General features: G+C 32.2%; 17 protein-coding genes. 5 read left to right on the forward strand and 12 right to left on the reverse strand.

The window, feature by feature from the left end; all coding sequences use genetic code 11:
- Window positions 1-10: 10 nt before the first annotated feature.
- The 10 genes from Q4Q35_RS17035 to holA form a co-directional block, all read right to left on the reverse strand.
- The gene (locus tag Q4Q35_RS17035; RefSeq protein ID WP_303279228.1) at window positions 11-3,505 is read right to left on the reverse strand and encodes a DUF2135 domain-containing protein; all 3,495 of its coding nucleotides are present in this window, start codon (window positions 3,503-3,505) and stop codon (window positions 11-13) included.
- Between the two features lie 144 nt (window positions 3,506-3,649).
- Entirely contained in the window at window positions 3,650-5,413 is a 1,764-nt protein-coding gene (gene sppA / locus Q4Q35_RS17040) for a signal peptide peptidase SppA (protein ID WP_303279229.1), read from the reverse strand.
- Between the two features lie 45 nt (window positions 5,414-5,458).
- Window positions 5,459-6,556 (reverse strand): AMP-binding protein, encoded by a 1,098-nt coding sequence (locus Q4Q35_RS17045; RefSeq protein WP_303279230.1) that lies wholly within the window; start codon window positions 6,554-6,556, stop codon window positions 5,459-5,461.
- Complete coding sequence (locus Q4Q35_RS17050; RefSeq protein ID WP_303279231.1) at window positions 6,546-7,523, reverse strand: CPBP family intramembrane glutamic endopeptidase; 978 nt, start codon at window positions 7,521-7,523, stop codon at window positions 6,546-6,548. Before Q4Q35_RS17050 ends, Q4Q35_RS17045 begins: the two co-directional genes overlap by 11 nt.
- A gap of 3 nt (window positions 7,524-7,526) precedes the next feature.
- Complete coding sequence (locus tag Q4Q35_RS17055; RefSeq protein WP_303279232.1) at window positions 7,527-8,564, reverse strand: o-succinylbenzoate synthase; 1,038 nt, start codon at window positions 8,562-8,564, stop codon at window positions 7,527-7,529.
- Entirely contained in the window at window positions 8,565-9,242 is a 678-nt protein-coding gene (locus tag Q4Q35_RS17060) for a metal-dependent hydrolase (protein WP_303279233.1), read from the reverse strand.
- Window positions 9,243-9,285: 43 nt separating this feature from the next.
- Window positions 9,286-10,188, reverse strand: coding sequence for a 1,4-dihydroxy-2-naphthoate octaprenyltransferase (menA, locus tag Q4Q35_RS17065; protein WP_303279234.1), 903 nt, complete (start codon window positions 10,186-10,188; stop codon window positions 9,286-9,288).
- Entirely contained in the window at window positions 10,189-11,028 is an 840-nt protein-coding gene (locus Q4Q35_RS17070) for a 1,4-dihydroxy-2-naphthoyl-CoA synthase (RefSeq protein ID WP_303279235.1), read from the reverse strand.
- 492 nt (window positions 11,029-11,520) lie between these two features.
- Window positions 11,521-12,186, reverse strand: coding sequence for a uracil-DNA glycosylase (locus Q4Q35_RS17075; protein WP_303279236.1), 666 nt, complete (start codon window positions 12,184-12,186; stop codon window positions 11,521-11,523).
- 5 nt (window positions 12,187-12,191) lie between these two features.
- On the reverse strand, window positions 12,192-13,196 hold the full coding sequence (holA, locus tag Q4Q35_RS17080) for a DNA polymerase III subunit delta (protein WP_303279237.1): 1,005 nt from the start codon (window positions 13,194-13,196) through the stop codon (window positions 12,192-12,194).
- A gap of 128 nt (window positions 13,197-13,324) precedes the next feature.
- Here holA and Q4Q35_RS17085 point away from each other — a divergent pair, with 128 nt between their 5' ends.
- From Q4Q35_RS17085 to Q4Q35_RS17100, 4 genes are all read left to right on the forward strand, one after another.
- Window positions 13,325-13,771, forward strand: coding sequence for a type I restriction enzyme HsdR N-terminal domain-containing protein (locus tag Q4Q35_RS17085; protein WP_303279238.1), 447 nt, complete (start codon window positions 13,325-13,327; stop codon window positions 13,769-13,771).
- Window positions 13,772-13,881: 110 nt separating this feature from the next.
- Window positions 13,882-14,874, forward strand: coding sequence for a glycosyltransferase family 2 protein (locus Q4Q35_RS17090; protein WP_303279239.1), 993 nt, complete (start codon window positions 13,882-13,884; stop codon window positions 14,872-14,874).
- Window positions 14,875-14,973: 99 nt separating this feature from the next.
- On the forward strand, window positions 14,974-15,813 hold the full coding sequence (locus Q4Q35_RS17095) for an OmpA/MotB family protein (protein WP_303279240.1): 840 nt from the start codon (window positions 14,974-14,976) through the stop codon (window positions 15,811-15,813).
- A 237-nt stretch (window positions 15,814-16,050) separates the two neighbouring features.
- On the forward strand, window positions 16,051-17,454 hold the full coding sequence (locus Q4Q35_RS17100) for a sulfatase family protein (RefSeq protein WP_303279241.1): 1,404 nt from the start codon (window positions 16,051-16,053) through the stop codon (window positions 17,452-17,454).
- 80 nt (window positions 17,455-17,534) lie between these two features.
- On the opposite strand, the gene Q4Q35_RS17105 is transcribed toward Q4Q35_RS17100, so the two are convergent.
- Complete coding sequence (locus Q4Q35_RS17105; protein ID WP_303279242.1) at window positions 17,535-18,155, reverse strand: L-threonylcarbamoyladenylate synthase; 621 nt, start codon at window positions 18,153-18,155, stop codon at window positions 17,535-17,537.
- Between the two features lie 29 nt (window positions 18,156-18,184).
- Between Q4Q35_RS17105 and Q4Q35_RS17110 the strand changes: the two genes are divergently transcribed.
- The gene (locus Q4Q35_RS17110) at window positions 18,185-19,060 is read left to right on the forward strand and encodes an alpha/beta hydrolase (RefSeq protein WP_303279244.1); all 876 of its coding nucleotides are present in this window, start codon (window positions 18,185-18,187) and stop codon (window positions 19,058-19,060) included.
- Between the two features lie 45 nt (window positions 19,061-19,105).
- Here the strand turns inward: Q4Q35_RS17110 and Q4Q35_RS17115 are convergent, their stop codons facing one another.
- Window positions 19,106-19,792 carry a hypothetical protein gene (locus tag Q4Q35_RS17115; protein WP_303279243.1) on the reverse strand — a complete coding sequence of 229 codons (687 nt, stop codon included), beginning with the start codon at window positions 19,790-19,792 and terminating at the stop codon, window positions 19,106-19,108.
- Window positions 19,793-20,529 lie beyond the last annotated feature (737 nt).

The following is a 20,529-nucleotide window of genomic DNA, read 5'->3' on the forward strand; positions in this document are numbered from 1 at the left end:
CTTTTTAACCTTAAAATTTTATTTTTCCGACTTCAAGCTCATCTTCTTCTTTATCTAATCTTAAAATTTTTACTTTTTTAGTTTCATTTTTACTTCCATAATTTGTGAACATAGTGACCTTTAATGTAGTTGGTCCTGAAATTTTTTGAACTTCATCCCCATAATAATCTATTAATATATTATAATCTCCTTTAAATGCTTTCTTTATCATAAATTCTTCGGGACCATAACCTTCTGTCATATCTTCAGATAATCTTCCTCCATTTTTAGAATTTTTATTACTATATAAGATTTTTTCTGCGTTCGGGTTTTCAACCCAAAGATCTAAATCTGTATTGTTATGATTCCAATCTATCACAACTCTAACATCAACTTTTAAATCTTTAATTAATCGTTTTTGATTATAGTCTAACTTTATTTTTCTACCATACTTTGTTACCATATGGCAAGCTTCTACATAAGCTATTTGCTCAATTCCATAAAAGCGTTCGTCTTCATCTTTTTCAAGTAACTCTCCATCAATAATTTTATATAATAGATCAAAAGCTTTTTGATATTCTCTTATGTTTTCATAAGCCAAAGCTAAATCTCTATAAGACTGTGGTTCTTCTGGTCTTAATTTTAAAATCTCTTTATATACATGAACTGTTAAATGATTCTTTTCTAAGCTTTCTAACTTATAAGCTAAGGCTCTCATAAGTTCATGATTATCTATATCAATTTCAATAAGGTTAGTAATAATTTGAACTGCTAATTCATATTCATTAATTGATTCAAAAAACTCAGCAATATCAATGAAAAAAGTTGGTGTATTTCTGTACTTTTTTCTTAGCTCTAGATATTTTTTATAAGCTTCATTTTTAGTGCGAATTTTTGATAGTTTTTGTATATATGAAGCATTTGGGGTCCACGTTTTAAATTGTATTTCTTCATTTATTTTTTTGTTCAATTCTGCGATTCTATCAAAATTTGTTTCAATTCCACTTTTAGTGGTTATAATAATTACCCCACTACTACCCCTACTACCATAAATCGCACTTGCTGTATTATTTTCTAACACTTCAATACTACTTATATCATTCGGTAAAATCTCACGATAACCTTCTTCTGTATATGGTACCCCGTCAATTACATACAGCGGAGCATTCCCATCAGAAACTAAGTTCTGACCACGAATTTCAACAGACACACTGCTCCCTGGCTCACCAGTACTTTGCTTTATATCAACACCTGAAACCTTTCCTTGAAGTACATTTGCTAGTGAATTATCTGAACTAGATTCGCTACTTATAGATGTTACAACACTCACACATCCAGTTATCGAACTCTTTTTTTGAACGCCATACCCAACTACTATAACTTCGTCTAACATTGAGACATCTTCATCTAATGAAACATTAACAACGCTCTCACTATTTAACTCAACTTCTTTAGAAATAAAGCCTATATAGGAAAACACTAAAACATCTCCCGCATCCACATTTATAGCATAATTACCATCAAAATCTGTAACAGTTCCTTTTGATTTATTTTTAACATATACATTTGCTCCTGTCAAAGGAAGACCTTTACTATCCCTAATAACACCTTGAACAAAATGTTTTGTCGTATCGACCCTTACCAGACTATTAGCAGCAAGATTATTTTGATTTTGAGAAGTTATTCTCACTTGATTAGATAGAGGATTACTATTTGTATTGCTTTCTTGATTCTTAATTGTATCTGTTCTATTATTAGATGGAATATTCTCTTTTTTAACTATCTTTTTTTCTTTTTTTAGTTTTGAGAAATCCTTATTGTACCATTTCATTAACTCTACATAATCCTCATCTAGCTCTTCTTTCCTATAGTTTAAATCTTCTTGTCTCTCTTCTTCATTTGCTTTTGAAAGCTGCAAACGTTTTTTATATTCTTCTTTTAATTCTTTAGGTGGTTCGATTTTATATCTAACATAATCTTCAATTCTATCAAGAATAATCATAGATGTATAATTAGTTATTAAATTGTGCTTTTTAGCTAATGTTATTATTTTCTCTTTAAGTTTTTTAGTGTTTAAATACTCTAATTTTTGCTTTGCCCATAACCTTTTTACAATTGGACTGTGACCTGCTCTATTCAAATTAATTTTAAATCTATCCGTTATTTCATTGTTATAACCAAACAATAATTCAATTTCTGTAGCTTCTTTAAATCTACCTGACAATGAAAAATCTTGTGTAACATTTGTGTTTTTTATTGGATACATTTCAAAAACATTATCATTTATTGTTGTTCCAAGAAATTGGTATGTTTCATTTGTCAACAGTTTGAATGAAGCATCAATTGATTTTATTGAAAGATTTATATAGTTGCCTGACGACTGAGTTGCTATTTGTTGAAGTTTATCATGATTTGCAGAAGTAACCGCATTTATAGTATAAATTGGAGACTTTACTTTATTTAATTCACCCAAATTATCCATGCCATCTGTAAATAATAAATATTCATCTGCTTTATACTTATTTAAATCAACGAAAGAAGTACCACCATCATAATTAATGTTTTTAATTTCATTTTTAAGTCGCTGCCAATTACCACTCTTTATTTCAAAATACTTAGATCTATTGACTCTATTATTAAAAGACACAAACTCTATTTTAACATTACCTAAATGTTTAATGTATAAGCTTAAAAGCTCTAACTCCTTATCTAAGTTTCTATGCTCCATAGAATAAGACATATCCCACAACAAAGTGATTGATTTTGGCTTTCTTTTAAGTCTTGGCTTAGGGTCAAACACTTTATATAGGTTAAAATAATCATTGTAGACTGTTATGCTTTCTGAATCTTCTAACTCTAATTCAACTGTAATTGGAGTATTCGGAATATAATTTTCAGCTTCAAAATAAGCTGTTTTAGTATTTTTATTATCATCTAAAAATTTAAACCCTGGATAATTATTCGTGTCTACGATTTGTATATTACTCTTATCAAAAGCTTTAATTCCTACTGAAAATTTAGACAAATTATTTTTAAAATTAAGAGGTAACAAATAAACATGTAATTTATTATTCGCAAAAAGCACTTGCTCATATGTTATTTCAATTTCCTTAAATCCATTGGCTGGAATGGGATATACTCTTGCTTTGTAATTATTACCTTTAGTCTTTTCCAGCAATCCCGGGTCTATAATTTGCCTCACAGTACTTTCATAAGCAACACGCCCTAATTCCTTTTCTACAATTACGGCGTGTCTCAATTTACCATTAACATCCATAGCAAAATCGATAACCGATTGTCCTTGACCTAATGGAAATGATAATTCACCTTCTAAAACTCGTTCTGTCGAATTATAAAATTTCATATTATAGGTGGTAGTTGCAATGTTACCGATAATATTTGTTTTAATATGCAATTCTGTAAGTTTGAGTGATGTAGAATCCTTGAGTATAACTTCTGGAATTTCTTGAGCTTGAATTTGCATTGAAACTGTCAATGCAATAAAGAATATTAGTAGTGATTTCATTATGGCTGATTTTAAAGTTCAACATAAAACTAACCCTCCTTCTTTTCTTATAAAACCAATAATGAGTGAAGTGCCCTTTTGAATGAGTAAGGCATAAAAAAAGGGCAAACTTTCGTTTACCCTTTTTAAGTATTATCTTTTATCCTATTTAATCTCCAAACTATAAGGAAATAATAATTGGATACCTTTTTTCTTAGACATTGATTTAATTTCTTTTAAAACTTTGTAACTCTCCTCCCCTAACTCTTCTTTTAAAATAGCCTCTTTGGCTTTTACTATTCCTAAGGCACTTAACATTTCATCCAAATCTTTTTCATAAATAGGAAATTCTTCTATCTTATAATCTTCAATTTCTGCTGCTTCAGAAGCTCTTTGCAATGCCAAATCTAATCCACCTAATTCATCAACCAATCCGTTGCTTAAAGCATCTATACCCGTCCAAACACGTCCTTGAGCAATGGCTTTTACATCATCTTGTTCCATATTACGACCAACTGCTACACGGTTTGTAAACAGTTCATATATATTAACAATTTCTTCTTTTATAAAAGCACGTTGCTCATCATTAAAAGTCTCAAAAAAGCTATACGTTACCGCGTTTTTGTTAGTTATAACCTGTTCGGCATTGATTCCCATATTACTCATTAATTGTTCTCCGTTAGGCAAAATTCCAAACACACCAATACTCCCGGTAATGGTTGTTGGTTCGGCAATGATTTTATCGGCATTACATGCTATATAATAACCGCCGGATGCTGCCATATCTCCCATCGAAACTATAACAGGTTTTACTTTTTTCGTTAGTTCTATTTCCCTCCAAATCAATTCACTTGCCAAAGCACTTCCTCCCGGGGAGTTTATACGTAAAACTATAGCTTTTATCCTATCATCCTCCCTAGCTTCTTTCAAAGAAGCGTTCATGATACCATTTCCAACAGTTTCTTCATCACCTTCACCATAAATAATATCGCCTTCAGCATAAATGACAGCTATTTTGTTTTTACTCTTATTGGATCTTAATTTATCGGCAGCATACATTGAATAATCTGCAATAACAATGGTCTCTAAATCATCATCAGGTTCGACACCCGCAGCCTGCTTAAGCTCTTTTATATATTCATCATGATATACTATTTTATCTATAAGTTGAGATGTTTTAGCTAAATCGGCATTTCTTCCCAATAAACTATCTGCAATAGTACTTAAGCGCTCTGGAGCGATGTTCCTACTTTTCGAAATATCTTGTTTTATCTCATTCCATAGGCTATTTAAATAAACAGAAATTTGCTCTCTATTTTCATCACTCATCTCATTTGTCAAAAATGGTTCTACAGCACTTTTGTATTTTCCAAACCGTACTACTTCCATTTTAAAACCAGATTTTTTTTGAAAATCCTTAAAATATAAACGTTCTGAATATAATCCTTTAAACTCCATCATACCAACCGGATTCATATAAATAGTATCTGCAACAGAACTTAAATAATAATCTTTCTGCGTATAAATATCTGCGTAGGCAACTATGAATTTTCCGGATTCTTTAAATTTTAATAATGCATTTCTTAAAGCTTTCGTTTGAGAAATACCAGCATTAATAAAATTATTGTCTATTGAAATTCCTTTAATGTTATCATCACTTGCCGCATAATGTATGGCATCAATAATATTAAATAAACCGTTTTTTTCATCTTCATTTAGAAATGGGTATTCTTTAAACTCTGTTCTATCTGCATAATCTTTTATAGGAAAATCTAATGCTAATTCTAAAACAGAATTGGATTTTACCTGAAAACCATCATCTGATGACATTTCAACGATAAGACCAATAACAAATAACCCTACAAAACAGATAACAAAAAATACAATAATACCTGTTACTGTTGATAAAACGCGTCTAATAAAATTCATAATTTTTATTTTCTATATGTATTAAAAAGATGACAAAGTTACGACTTAAGCTAACAAATCTAATAACTCCAATGTTTTTTTACGCTGAACCTTGCCTGAAGGCGTTTCTATAAATCGTTTAACCGTATAAATCTTTTTTGGTTTTTCAAGCTTGTTCAATCCTAAAAAAATGGACTTATCAGGTTTTTTAGAATCACTTTCCAGAACTAAAACCAGCTGTTCACCTAAAGTTTCATGAGGGATAGAGCTAATAAAAAAGCGTTCTTTTATTTTATCTTGAAGCTTAACTTCTATGGCTTCTGGGAATATTTTAAGGCCACCGGAGTTTATAACATTATCGTAACGTCCTAACCACTCAAACTCGCTTTTGGAAATGCATTTAACAATATCATTTGTTATAATTTTATCTTTTGAAAGTTTTGGTGCATCGATTATCAAGCAATCTCTTTCATCTTGCGAAATGGATATATTTGGTAACGTTTGGAAATAAGATGTTTCGACAAGCTCAGCATCACACCCTTTTTCTTTATTAAATTTATTAATCTTTTTAACTGCGATATGAGTCACTGTCTCTGTCATACCATAAGTTTCATAAACATTTGAATTGAGATTTTGAATCATTTTTTTTAATGTGTTTGAAACAGCAGCGCCTCCTACTATAATCGTTTTAATATGATGACAGGTATCCAATGAATTTTGAAGCTGTAATGGAATCATAGCACAAAAATCGTAATGAATATCTATATTAAAATTTGGTTGTGAGGTCGGCGTTACCAAATCCAGTTCTAGCCCTAAAATGATAGCTCTAACAAGCATCATTTTACCTGCAATAAAATTTGAAGGTAAACAATGTAGTGCTTTATCTCCGGGGTTTAAATTGAAAAAATCGCCTGTTGCTATAGCAGAGTTTACCATAGCTTGTTTATTAACAGACATAGACTTGGGCTTCCCTGTAGATCCGGATGTGTTAATAACTATATAATCGTTATTATCGAGCCAATCAAGTAAAAATTCTCCAATTAGCACTTCATACGGAGCCCCTTCTTTTACAAAACTATAAGCCACTTCCATGAGACCCTCATAAGTATAATGAATCCCATTTAACTTAAATCTTATATGAACTTTATTATATTTAGGCGTCACGTCCTATGTCTTCTATGATTTTATAATCTTCTTTTGGTGGTTCTATAACATTTCCAAAAAGTTTATCTTTCCAATTGGTCCAATTATATTTTTTTGAAAGAATAAAAAGCAATATAGGAAAAACTACAAATACTGGAACAAATATTTCCGTAAGTCCCATAGTTTCCGGGTCTGATACATCTTTTAAAATAGAATGTGTTTGAAAAGCAGTCCAATCTGCAGTTACCAGAAGCGCAGTAAACAAATTATTTGCAGCATGAAACCCTAATGATAGCTCCATACCTTCATCCATAAGTGTCATAATTCCTAGCATCAATCCCGTACCTATATAATAAACCATAATAACATATCCGAGTTTTTCAACTTCTGGATTTGCTATGTGAAGTAAGCCAAAAACCAAAGACGTAATAACTAATGGCACCCATTTATTTTTTGCAATAACACCAATGCCTTGCATTAAATAGCCTCTAAACAAATACTCTTCAAAACTTGTTTGTAGTGGTATTAATATGATGGCTATAACACTAAGTATTAAAAATGGTACTAGTTTAAAATTAAACACATAATCTTCTGGTGTGATGAAATAATCGATCAAGACAAAACTACTTGATACTATTCCCCAAAGAAAGAAAATAAACCAAAACCGTTTCCAATCTATTTTTTTTCGAGTTGTAGTTAAATATATTAATGGCAGTTTATGTAAATATTTAATGGCTATCAGTAAAAACAATAACCCACCAGCAAAAGGTAACAATACGAATACTAAATTTAAATTAGGTTCGAATAATGTCATGATATAGTTTGCATCACTCATTTGTGATTGATCTATATTACCTTTAAATGTTTCTATTCCTATAGCTATTAAATGTGGTGCGGAAAAAACAAAAACACCCATGATTGCAATTATTACTCCTATTATATACTGCCACCAATCATGTAGCCCTTTATAAGCTTGGGTTATATACATACTTTATATATTTATGTTCCAATTTATATTATTATTATACTGTAATGTACCATTTTTAACTTGCAATGGTGAATCAAAATTATTAGTGAATAATCCGCCGGTTCCCAAACCTTGTGGTAAATCACTTTGTTTACAATACGTATATTGAGCTATTGCGTTTAGTCCGATATTACTTTCTAAAGCACTGGTCATCCACCACCCTATCTCGTTATTCTCTGCTATATTTATCCACGTATCACTTTCTCTAAATCCTCCCACTAAACTTGGTTTTAAAATAATATACTGTGGCTTTATAGTTTGTAGCAATTCTTGTTTATCTGTTACAGGAAACACACCTATTAATTCTTCATCTAAAGCAATAGCCAATGGTGTATCCTCACATAATTGAGCCATCTCTTGTATTTGCCCCTGCCTTATGGGTTGTTCTATAGAATGTAAATCGAAGTCTGACAATACTTTTAGCTTTTCTAATGCCTCTAAAGGTAAAAAAGCACCATTAGCATCTACTCGTAATTCAATATCTTTAGAGGTATATTCTTTTCTAATGGATTTTATAAGATTTATTTCTGTTTTAAAATCAATTGCTCCAATCTTCATTTTAATACATGCGAAACCCGCTTCTATCTTTTGTTTTATTTGCTGTTTCATAAAGGCTTCTGTTCCCATCCAGATTAGACCGTTTATTGGGATGCTATCTTTACCCTGCGTGAATTTTGATGGAAACAGCCCAAATTGGTCTTGGCTTTCTAAAGATTTATAAGCCATTTCTAAACCAAATTGTATACTCGGAAATTCAATTAATTCAGATAATAAATCATCTAAACCATTATTGATGTTTTTACAAAGCCATTGTAGTTTTTCTTCATAATCTGGTCTGTCATCTGCAGAAAGGCCTCTAAATAAGCCACATTCACCTACACCTTGCTTATCTTTAGTTTTTAAAATAAGAAACCATGTTTCTTTGGTCTTTAAGACACCTCGTGATGTCCCACTAGCCTGCTTAAAATTTAGAACGTACTTTTTATACGATGCATCTACCATTTATAATTCGATAAAATCGCCGATTTCCAAAAGCATTAAATCTTTTTCTTTTTCGAAAAATTTTCGTTTTGCAGCCTCGTGATCAATTTCAATATAACCAAAGGTGTCAAAGTGATAGCCTAAGACTTTATCGCACGCAACAAAATCACTTGCTAAAATAGCATCATCGATTCCCATAGTAAAATTATCGCCAATGGGTAAAACAGCTAAGTCTAACTTTGTTTGAAGTGGAATAAGTTTCATATCGAAAGTTAAGGCTGTATCCCCAGCTATATAAATATTTTTATGTTCACCTTCAATTACAAAACCTCCCGGTTGACCTCCATAGCTTCCATCTGGAAAGGATGATGTATGAATCGCATTAACATACTTAACCGTACCAAAATCAAAACGCCATGCTCCCCCATGATTCATAGGGTGACCTTCTATGTCTAATTTTTCATAATGTGAAATAATCTCAAAATTAGAAACAACTACAGCACCTGTTCTTTTTGCTATGGCTTCAACATCTAAAACATGATCTTGGTGTGCATGTGTTACTAAAATATAATCGGCTTTTAAGTCATTTATATTTATATGTGATGCTTTGGGGTTTCCTGAAATGAATGGGTCTACAAGTATATTCACATCGTTTACTTGTATGCCTAAACTAGCGTGACCGTAAAAAGTGATCTTCATTATTTTGTGATATTAAATTTAGCAAAAGTAAAATACAAAAAAACTATAACAAATGTCCTATTCCCATAAGAACAGCTAATAAAACAGTTGTTAATGCTAACTTTTTTAATTCTGGATCTAATAATTTAGGGTCTGTATTTTTTCTTACCTTTTTAATATGAATCAGTAAAGGAATATAAGCGACAATAAAAATTAAATTATACGGTGATGTATAATATAATATCCCGAATAAAGCGGATAATACAATAGCCAATCCAATTAACGTATAGTGGTATATTTTAACATTTTTAATTCCAATCTTAACTGCTAAAGTTATTTTATTTGATTTTTCATCAGATACTAAGTCTCGCATGTTATTAAGATTAAGAACTCCTGTACTCAATAATCCAATGGTGCAAGCTGGAAATAAAACTACATGATCTATCGTTTTTGCATACAATACATAGCAGCCAATAACGCTAACCAATCCAAAAAAGACAAATACAAAAGCATCTCCCAAACCTCTGTAACCATAGGCATTGCTTCCTACGGTGTATTTTATAGCTCCAACCACTGATGCTATACCAAGCAAAAAAAACAAAACAGTGAGAAAAAAATGCTTAACTCCAAATGCAGTAAAAATGAGTAAAAAGGCTAATCCAATAGAAATTAACACATTAATTTTTATAGCTTGCAACATCTCTTCAGGTGATATTTTACCAGATTGTATGGCACGTTCGGGGCCAATTCTATCATTATTATCGGTCCCTTTAACGCCGTCTCCATAATCGTTAGCCAGATTAGATAGTATTTGAAAACTTAAAGTAGTAAAAATAGCAAGGACACCTATTTTCCATTCAAAATAGCCATTGTATTCTGCTATACACGATGCTAAAATAATCCCAGAGATTGATAGCGGCAATGTTCGTAAACGCATTGAAGCGACCCAGAGAGAGACTTTATTCATTTATGGAATCCATTTTTTAGTAAAATTAGGTTTGCGCTTTTCGAGAAATGCATTTCTACCTTCTATAGCTTCATCTGTCATGTAGGCTAAACGAGTGGCTTCTCCTGCAAATACTTGCTGACCAACCATACCATCATCTGTTAAATTCATTGCGAATTTAAGCATTTTTATGGACGTAGGTGATTTCTCTAATATTTCTTGTGCCCATTCATAAGCGGTGGCCTCTAATTCCTCGTGAGGTATAACAGCATTTACCATGCCCATCTCATAAGCTTCTTGTGCAGAATAGTTTCTTCCTAAGAAAAATATTTCACGTGCTTTTTTCTGTCCTACCATTTTTGCTAAATAAGCAGAACCATATCCGCCATCAAAACTAGTAACATCGGCATCCGTTTGTTTAAAAATAGCGTGTTCTTTACTTGCCAACGTTAAATCACAAACGACATGTAAACTATGTCCACCACCTACTGCCCAACCAGGTACTACAGCTATAACTGCTTTTGGCATAAACCGAATTAAACGCTGAACTTCTAAAATGTTCAAACGGTGATAACCATCTTCACCTACATATCCTTGATGTCCTCTTGCTTTTTGATCGCCTCCACTACAAAAAGAATATACCCCATCTTTGGTTGATGGGCCTTCTGCAGATAATAGTACAACACCAATATTAACATCTTCATTGGCGTCGTAAAAAGCATCATATAATTCGCTGGTTGTTTTTGGTCTAAAAGCATTACGAACGTCTGGCCTATTAAAAGCTATACGCGCAACACCATTAAGCTTTTTATAAGTAATATCTTCGTATTCCTTAGCGGTTACCCAATTATCTTGGTTCATTTTCATTATTTTAGTCAAAAATAAATTTTATTTCATTAAATCACTTACTTCATCATAAAAAATAACTTTTTTAACTTCTCAAGACTGCAAATAAGGCAAGGGCTATTTACACGAATAAAACCAGTATTATTTTTACAATGTTAAATAAAAATATACTCCTAAAAAAAACTCTTAAATTTTTAATAAAGACATAAATATACATGCAAAATATTGTCAATATATTAAAAATTGAAATAAGTACTTATACTTATTGCATGTAGTCTTTTATTTCGTATTTTTGTCTAGAAATTTAATTTAATCGGTTATATTTGTTTTTTATCGATTAAAATGATATTTTCGCCGATATCTAAACCCCAAAAGTTATGTTACTAACAATTACTTTATCCCTCACAGTACTTGTAATAATTAATCTTTTATTACTAAAATTTAGTTCTAATAAAATAGATAGAACTACGAAGCCAGGCAAAAAACCAGTGGTACTCACCCCTCGTGTTACCATCGAACAGGAGCCTGAGAGACTTGCTCCAACAGGAAGTTAGTCTTACTAAAATGTTTGTTGCCAAACCAATAGCCTCTATTAGCGCTTAATGGTGAAGGATGCCCGGAAGTTAGCACATTATGCTTATTCGCGTTTATCAACTTAATTTTTTGCTTAGCATACCCGCCCCAGAGTAAAAACACAATATTTTCTTTGTTGTCACTTATAGTTTTTATAGTAGCATCAGTAAACATTTCCCAACCTTTTTTTTGGTGGCTCCCCGCTTGATGTGCTCTCACGGTTAATGTCGCATTCAATAATAAAACACCTTGATCTGCCCAACGCATAAGATTGCCGCTTTGGGGATATGCAATTCCTAAGTCTGTTTCTATCTCTTTAAAAATATTAATCAATGAAGGAGGATGAGCCGTTCCATCATTAACAGAAAAACACAATCCGTTAGCTTGTCCGAAACCATGATAGGGGTCTTGACCTATAATAACCACTTTTACATCATCGAAATGACAATGATTAAAAGCATTAAAAATTTGTTTTCCGGGAGGGAAACAAGTATGTGATTTGTATTCTGATCTAACAAAATTTATTAAATCTTTAAAATAAGGTTTACCAAACTCTGTTTCTAAATAAGGTTTCCAGCTTTCGTGAATTTCTACACTCATTTGATTTATGATAATATTTTTACTAACAATTCTTTTAATAAATCTCCCTGAGGTACCGCATTAGCTCCTACTCCTTTACTCTTAACATCAAATGTTCTTAATGTAGAAACTACAGCACTTACTTTTCGCATGGGGTAATGTCTCGCTGCTGCAATATATTCATTTACAAAATAGGGGTTTATTTTTAAAGCAGATGCCACGTTTCGAGGCGACTTATCATTTAATCCATGAAAATGAAGCAATTGTGAAAAGAAATTAAACAATAAAGAAACTGTTACAACCATGGGGTTATCCTTAGGGTTTTCAGCAAAATAATTAACTATTCGATACGCTTTAATCCTATTTTTTTCGCCAATAGCTTTACGCAATTCAAAATTATTATAATCCTTACTTATTCCTATATTATCTTCAATTTGTTCTGGTGATATTTGAGTTCCTTTTGGTAAAATAATCTGAAGCTTTTCCAGCTCATTATTTATTTTGCTTAAATCCGTTCCCAAAAACTCAACCAGCATTTGTGCTGCTTTTGGTGAAATAGAATAGTTTTTAGGCGATAATACACGACGAATCCAATCGGCAACCTGATTTTCGTAAAGTTTTTTGCTTTCGTAAACGATACCTCTTTTTTTTAAGGTTTTATAAAGCGACTTACGTTTATCGATCTTTTTATACTTATAATTTACCACTAAAATAGTTGTAGGTTGTGGATTTTCCGCATAAGATGCCAGTTTTTCAATAGTTCGCGATAAATCTTGGGCTTCTTTAACTATAACAACTTGATATTCTGCCATCATCGGGTAACGTTTCGCATTACTAACAATATCTTCAACTGTTACATCCCTACCATATAAAACCATTTGGTTAAAACCACGTTCTTCTTCTGCTAAAATGGTGTTTTCAATAAAATCGGAGATCTTGTCAATATAATAAGACTCCTCTCCCATTAAAAAGTAAATAGGCTTCAGTTTTTTATTCTTTATATCGGTAACTAATTGCTTGACTTCGTCCAAACTGTACTAAATTTTCAAATTACAAACTCTAAATCCCTTATATAAATTATATTTTATTGGGATTTGACGTTTGAATATTGTGATTTCTCGTTTTGTGACTTAACTTTGAAAAAAATCTGTATGCATTCATGCAAGAGCTTAATTTTCCAAAGTTTTCGTTTCGATTCAAAAGTAGCGAAAATAAAATTTCTATTTTCGATAGTATTCGTAAAAAATTTGTGATTTTACAGCCTGAAGAATGGGTGCGTCAGCACTGTGTTCAATATTTAATACATAACAAAGGGTATCCTAAATCGTTAATTAACGTTGAAAAAGAATTGATTGTTAATTCTTTAAGAAAACGATATGATATTGTAATATACAATTCTAATGGAAGCATTCACCTAATAGTAGAATGTAAGGCGCCTAAAATTGCTATAAATCAAGATACATTCGATCAAATAGCACGCTATAATTTAGAATTAAATGCTACGTATTTAATGGTTACCAACGGATTAAATCATTATTATTGCCAAATGGATTTTGAAAATGAACGCTATAATTTTTTAAAAGAAATCCCTGATTATAGTGGGTAGAGACCAGTGGTCAGTAATCAGTGGTCGGTGGTCAGTAATCAGTATTCAGTGGTCGGTAAATTTATAATTAATAGAAAACAAATATTGGGAATAAACCTTAAACAACATTTTTGAAACTAGCAATTGTCATACTAAATTGGAATGGTAAAAAGTTATTAGAGCAGTTTTTACCATCTGTCATTGAACATTCTGAAGAAGCCACTATATATGTAGCAGATAATGCCTCAACTGATGATTCTGTGTCTTTTGTAAAAATGACTTATCCAACTATAAAAATAATTGAAAACAAAGAAAACGGAGGATACGCAAAAGGATATAATGATGCGCTAAAACATATAGAAGCAGATGTTTTTTGTTTACTTAATAGCGATGTAGAAGTTACTAAAAACTGGCTATCTCCTATTATTGAAACCTTTACTCAAGAAATCAATACTGCCATTATTCAACCCAAACTATTAGACTATAAAAAGAAAGATCATTTTGAATACGCTGGTGCTGCGGGTGGCTTTGTAGATAAATATGGTTATCCATATTGCAGAGGCCGTATTTTTAATACTATAGAAAAAGACACAAATCAATACGATGACACCTCTGAAATATTTTGGGCATCTGGAGCCTGTTTCTTTATTAGAAAAAATGTATTTCGGCAACTTAATGGGTTTGACGAGTATTTTTTTGCCCATATGGAAGAAATAGATTTATGTTGGCGAGCCAAAAATTCGGGATACAACATAAAATATATTGGTCAATCTGAGGTTTATCATGTGGGAGGTGCTACACTCAGTAATACAAATCCTAAAAAGACTTATCTAAATTTTAGAAATAGCTTATTTGCATTAATTAAAAATGCGAAGGGGTTATTACTACCTTTAATAGTCGTTAGATTAATTTTTGATGGTATTGCGGGAATAAAGTTTCTGCTAGAATTAAAGCCAAAGCATACTATGGCAATAGTAAAAGCGCATTTTGGGTTTTACAATAATCTAAGAAGACTATTAAAACAACGAAAATCTACAAAAAATAAAATAAAACATTATCAAAGAACATCCATTGTATTTGATTATTTCGTAAATAAGATTACCATATTCAATGGTTTACAATAATGTTAGTAAAAGTTTTGTTAACATTATTAAAATTAGACGTTTTTTGCATATTTTTGTCCAATCAATATTTTTAAGGAATTATAATCCACAATCCACATTATGAAAAGATTTTTATTACTTAGCTTATCTACAACGCTTCTTTTTAGCTCTTGTATTTCTAAAAAACAATATACAGACCTTGAAGCAAAACAGAAGGAAACTCAAGATTTACTCAACTCAACAACAGTAAAATTAAATACTTGTATCGCAGATAAAGCTTCTGCAACTGCAAGAGCTACTGCTCTAGAAGAGCAAATAGAAGATTTACGTAAAAGTAACGACAATTTACAAGTCCTATCTGCAAAAGGAGCTAGCAATATAGAGAAAACATTAGAAAGTATTAAAGAAAAAGATCTTAAAATCACACGTTTACAAGATGCTATCACTAAGAAAGACAGTGTTACATTAGCGTTAGTTACAAGCTTTAAGCGTGAAGTTGGTATAAACGACCCAGACATAGAAGTCAATGTAGAAAAAGGCGTTGTGTTTATTTCTATAGCCGATAAATTATTATTTAAAAGCGGTAGCTATAATGTAACAAGCAAAGCTAAAGATGTACTTGCTAAAGTAGCTAAAGTAGTAAACAGTAAGCCAGATTTTGAATGTATGGTAGAAGGTCACACAGATAATGTACCTTACAGAAAAGATCCTTTATTAGACAACTGGGATTTAAGTGTTAAGCGTTCTACATCGATTATTAGAGTTCTTGAGACTTTAGATGTAAATCCTGGTCGATTAATTGCTGCTGGACGTAGCTCATATGTACCATTAGTAGATAACGATACTGCTGAAAACAAATCAAAAAATAGACGTACACGTATTGTAGTACTTCCTAAAATCGATCAGTTTTATGACATGATTGAAAAAGAAATGAAAAACTTAGAAGCTGGAGGAAACTAATTCAGTTTTAAAAAATAAAAAATATTTAAAAAGCTCAACTTGTAAAGTTGGGCTTTTTTTTTATGCTAAATTGTTTTAAGAATTGTATTTTTACTTAGCATTCACAGTATGGTCAAGGTATCGTGTTTCTGTATTTAGCTGTGATCGCTAAAAAAAGTCCGTTTTATCATAACTAATACTCCCTTATTTTAATAATTCTTCCTAATTAGACTTCAAATGATCTTTAGCGTAAATAAAATGAAAGTCAATATACTTATAACCCTTTTGTCATTATTCATTATTTCATGTAGTAAAAAAGTAGAAAAGCCTAATATCGTATTTGTTTTTGCCGATCAATGGAGAGCGCAGTCACTAGGATATAGTGGCAACCCAGATGTTATAACTCCTAATATTGATAAACTTGCTTCAGAGGGTGTTTATTTTTCAAACGCCATTTCAACTGCTCCAGTATGCACTCCTTTTAGATCTATGATGTTAACAGGTCAATATGTATTAAAAAATGGTATGTTCATGAATGATGTTTTGCTTGATCCAGACTCCAAGAGTTTTGCAAAATTATTTAGTGAACAAGGATACAATACCGCTTACATTGGAAAATGGCATCTAGATGGTAACAATCGCTCGGCATTCATACCAAAAGAGCGGCGACAAGGCTTCGAATATTGGAAAGCATTAAATTGCTCTCATAGCTACAATAACTCAAATTATTGGAGTAATGATGATAAACTACATCAATGGGAAGGGTATGATGCAGAGCTTCAAACTAAAGACGCCATTGCATATATAGAAGAACAATCAAAAAATAAAAAGCCCTTTTGTTTAATGCTTTCTTGGGGGCCACCGCATGCACCATATCAAACTGCGCCTAAAGAATTCCAGGATTTATACAAAAATACTGATATACAGTTAAGACCAAACGTCCCGGAAGAATTAGCTGAAAAAACAAAAACTCTGCTAAAGGGTTATTATGCACATTGTTCTGCACTTGATAGTTACATTAGTGAATTACAGGATGCTATTAAGTGCAGTAATATTGAAAACAACACTATTTTTGTTTTCACTTCCGATCATGGAGATATGATTAATAGCCATGGGCAAACAAAAAAGCAAAAAATACTTGAAGAATCAACCAAAGTCCCTTTAATTATAAAATATCCAGCATTGCTAGGAAAAAAAGGAAAGAAAAGTGATTTTCTATTTAACACATTGGATATTTTGCCTACTATGTTAGGGATGTCTGGAATAAATGTACCTACTGGTCTAGATGGTGAAGATATAACAGATGTGATTACTGGTAAAAAAGAAGATACTAGAGAAGCTTCACTTGTAAGCTGCATACAGCCCTTTGGACAAGGAAAAAGAAGTAAGGGAGGCAAAGAGTTTAGAGGAGTAATAACTAAAAGATATACTTATGCTAAAGATTTGTCTGGTGATTGGTTGCTTTTTGATAATGCAAAAGACCCTTATCAATTAAATAATCTTACAGGAAACCCTGATTTTAAATCAATTACTAAAAACTTAGAAGGGCTACTCTACGAGGAGCTCAACCGTTTGGACGATAAATTTTTAAAAGGGGCTTTCTATATAGAAAAATGGGGACATACAGTAGATTCAACAGAGACGGTACCCTATACCAATTAAAATTCGATAGGGTTATTGTGGATATGCCAAATTTAGGATATATAATTAACTGAACTAAAAAACGTATCTAAACACAAAGATTAAAAAATCTCTAGACTCCCCTTACCTTCTCTAATAACTACGGGTTCGTTTTCAGACAAATCAATAACCGTAGAAGCTTCATTGTCTCCATAACCGGCATCAATCACCAAATCAACTAAATTATCCCACTTTTCTAAAATTAATTCAGGATCGGTCATGTATTCAACAACTTCGTCATCGTCACGTATGGAGGTAGATATAATTGGGTTTCCCAGTTGTTTAACAATTTCTAAAGCGATGTTGTTACCCGGTACGCGAATACCAACAGTCTTTCTTTTTTTAAACGGATTTGGTAAGGATTTAGAACCGGGAAGAATAAATGTATAAGGCCCGGGAAGTGCGCGCTTCAATATTTTAAAAGTCGATGTATCTATTTGCTTAACATAATCGCTCAGATTACTTAAATCATGACATACAAACGAAAAACTGGATTTTTCAAGTTTGATTCCCTTTATTTTTGCAACACGCTCTAAAGCTTTTAAATTAGTTATATCACAGCCTAAACCATACACCGTATCGGTGGGGTAAATAATAAGTCCTCCTTTTTTTAGAATAGCCACAACCCTTTCAATCTCTCTAGGATTAGGATTTTCTTCATAAATTCTGAAAAACTCTGCCATAATATGTATATTGTTTTTTCGTTTGCAAAATAAATACTATTTTTTTTATGAAACATATAACTTATATATTCTTAGTGATCGCTTTTTGGAGTTGTTCAAATGAAACGGCAGATGATGCTACAACAGAAAATGCTTTAGACGCATCAAAATACTATGAGGCATTAAATGTAACTTATGGGGCTGATGAAGATCAAAAATTCGATTTGTACTTACCAGCCAACAGATCTATGAATACAAAAATCATGGTTTTAGTACATGGTGGTGGGTGGTCTTCTGGTGATAAAAGTGATATGAATTTGATTAAAGGATTAATTCAACAGGATTTTCCCGAAATCGCGATTGTAAACATTAACTATAGATTGGCAGATGAAAACAACCAACCGTATCCAATGCAAATTGATGACATTACATCTATAATAAACTATTTGAAAGACAATGATGAATATTACACTATATCTAACGATTTAGGCTTTATTGGTATAAGCGCCGGTGCACACCTGTCTTTACTTTGGAGTTATGGATTCGATTCTAACAAAAATGTAGATATGGTATGTAGTATTGTTGGACCGACTAATTTTACAGATCCTGCATATTTAAATAACGCTAATCCAGATTTGCAAGAGTTACTGGATTTGTATGGTACAAATCCGGAAATATCGTACTTAGAAGAAACCAGCCCATATCACCGCGCAACAGATTTATCTCCACCAACCATTTTATTTTATGGTGGACAAGACCCTTTAATTCCAACAACACAAGGCACCGATATGCGTGATAAATTAGAGAGTTTAGGCGTAACCCATGAGTTTACATTATATCCAGATGCTGGTCATGGATGGACAGGCTTAGAGTTATTAGATACTTGGACAAAACTTAAAGCTTTTATTGAAATACACTTAAACTAATCAGAGTTTAAAACAAAACCATTTTAAAGGCAAACTCAGGCTAAATTAGCGCATCCCACCACCTGGAGGCCCTCCCATTCTACCGCCTCCTTGACCTCTCATTTGGTTATTTTGGTCGTTCGATTCTTGTTTAGGTTTCAAAGCTTCTTTAACATCTTCTTGGTACTTTAACCATTTTTTATACTGCTTCTCATTAAGTATAGTTTCTAAGCTTTTATTCAACTTACCTTCTTCCTCTTTTACAGCTTCTCTGGCCGGATTTATTTTTTCTTTTGCCAATTCCATAGCCTCTCGCATAGGGTTATTCTCTTCACCCCTATCATCACTACTTCTACTATTCATTTGTTGGTTGCCCCTATTTTGACCACGACTAGCCATAGATGCTTTCATAATGGCATTCACATATACATTTAAAGTATCAAAATTATCTTTATTTAATAGACCTATTTCTTGAACATTTCTATTATAATTTGCGATGGCTTTTCTAACATCAAGAATTAACTCCTCATGCTTCTTTTTAATTTTTAATTTTTTGATAACGATAGCATCATCATAAGTAAAAATACCTGCCATTTTTGAAGCATCAAATTCTTGTACTTCTCTTTGTGGTCTTTCTTGCATTTGACCACCTTGTCCGCCACCCTGACCTCGTTGTCCACCACCGCCACCAGGGGGTTGAGAATAAGTTATACTAAAACTTAAAGTACAGATTAATAATAGAAGCTTTCTCATGTTATATATATTTTTTAGATTATCTATTTGATTTTATATTTAGATGCCTAATTGAATAAAAACTTTCGGACTAAATTCAAATTTTATTTCAAAAAAAATATAAATAACTAATATTGAATGTTTTAAAATGCAATATGGATGTGATTATGATATACTAATACATCGGTTAAAGACAAAATAAAGAATTTCTTGAAACCAACTATCCTCGAGGCAGTCCCGATAGCTATCGGGACATAGAGGTATTTCGCTGGTTTCATTTTGACCTAAAAAGGTCAAAAACCGAAATTCTGTATTTAGATTCCCTCCCGATAGCTCCTAAAATCCGCAAGTGTATGTATATTTTGCCAATTTCCTATATTATAGGACATTTTCCAATCGGGATATTGAGTTTATAAAAAAAAACCATTCGTTTCTTTTATATTTTTAGGCCATGTATTGCCCGATGTTATTAGGCGGCCATTTTTGGGGCAGGTGTTCACACCCCACTTATGCAGGCTAGGCAATCTTCTACCAATACGATCAATTGTTTTTGGGTCGGTCTATAAGGTTTTTCAAGGTACGCCACTGTATAAGCGGAGGCACCATTGACCTGAGTGTCTGACCCACTTGGCAGGAACAGCGATGAAGTGGAAGATGAATTTCTTGATACGGTAAGTAGGCTCGAGGCTTTTGAACCTATTGCTCAACCTTCCCAGAACAATTGTGTAGAGGTTTCTGCACAGAGCGGTAAAGTAGAG

It is taken from the genome of Flavivirga aquimarina, assembly GCF_030540835.1.
Classification (GTDB): domain Bacteria; phylum Bacteroidota; class Bacteroidia; order Flavobacteriales; family Flavobacteriaceae; genus Flavivirga; species Flavivirga aquimarina.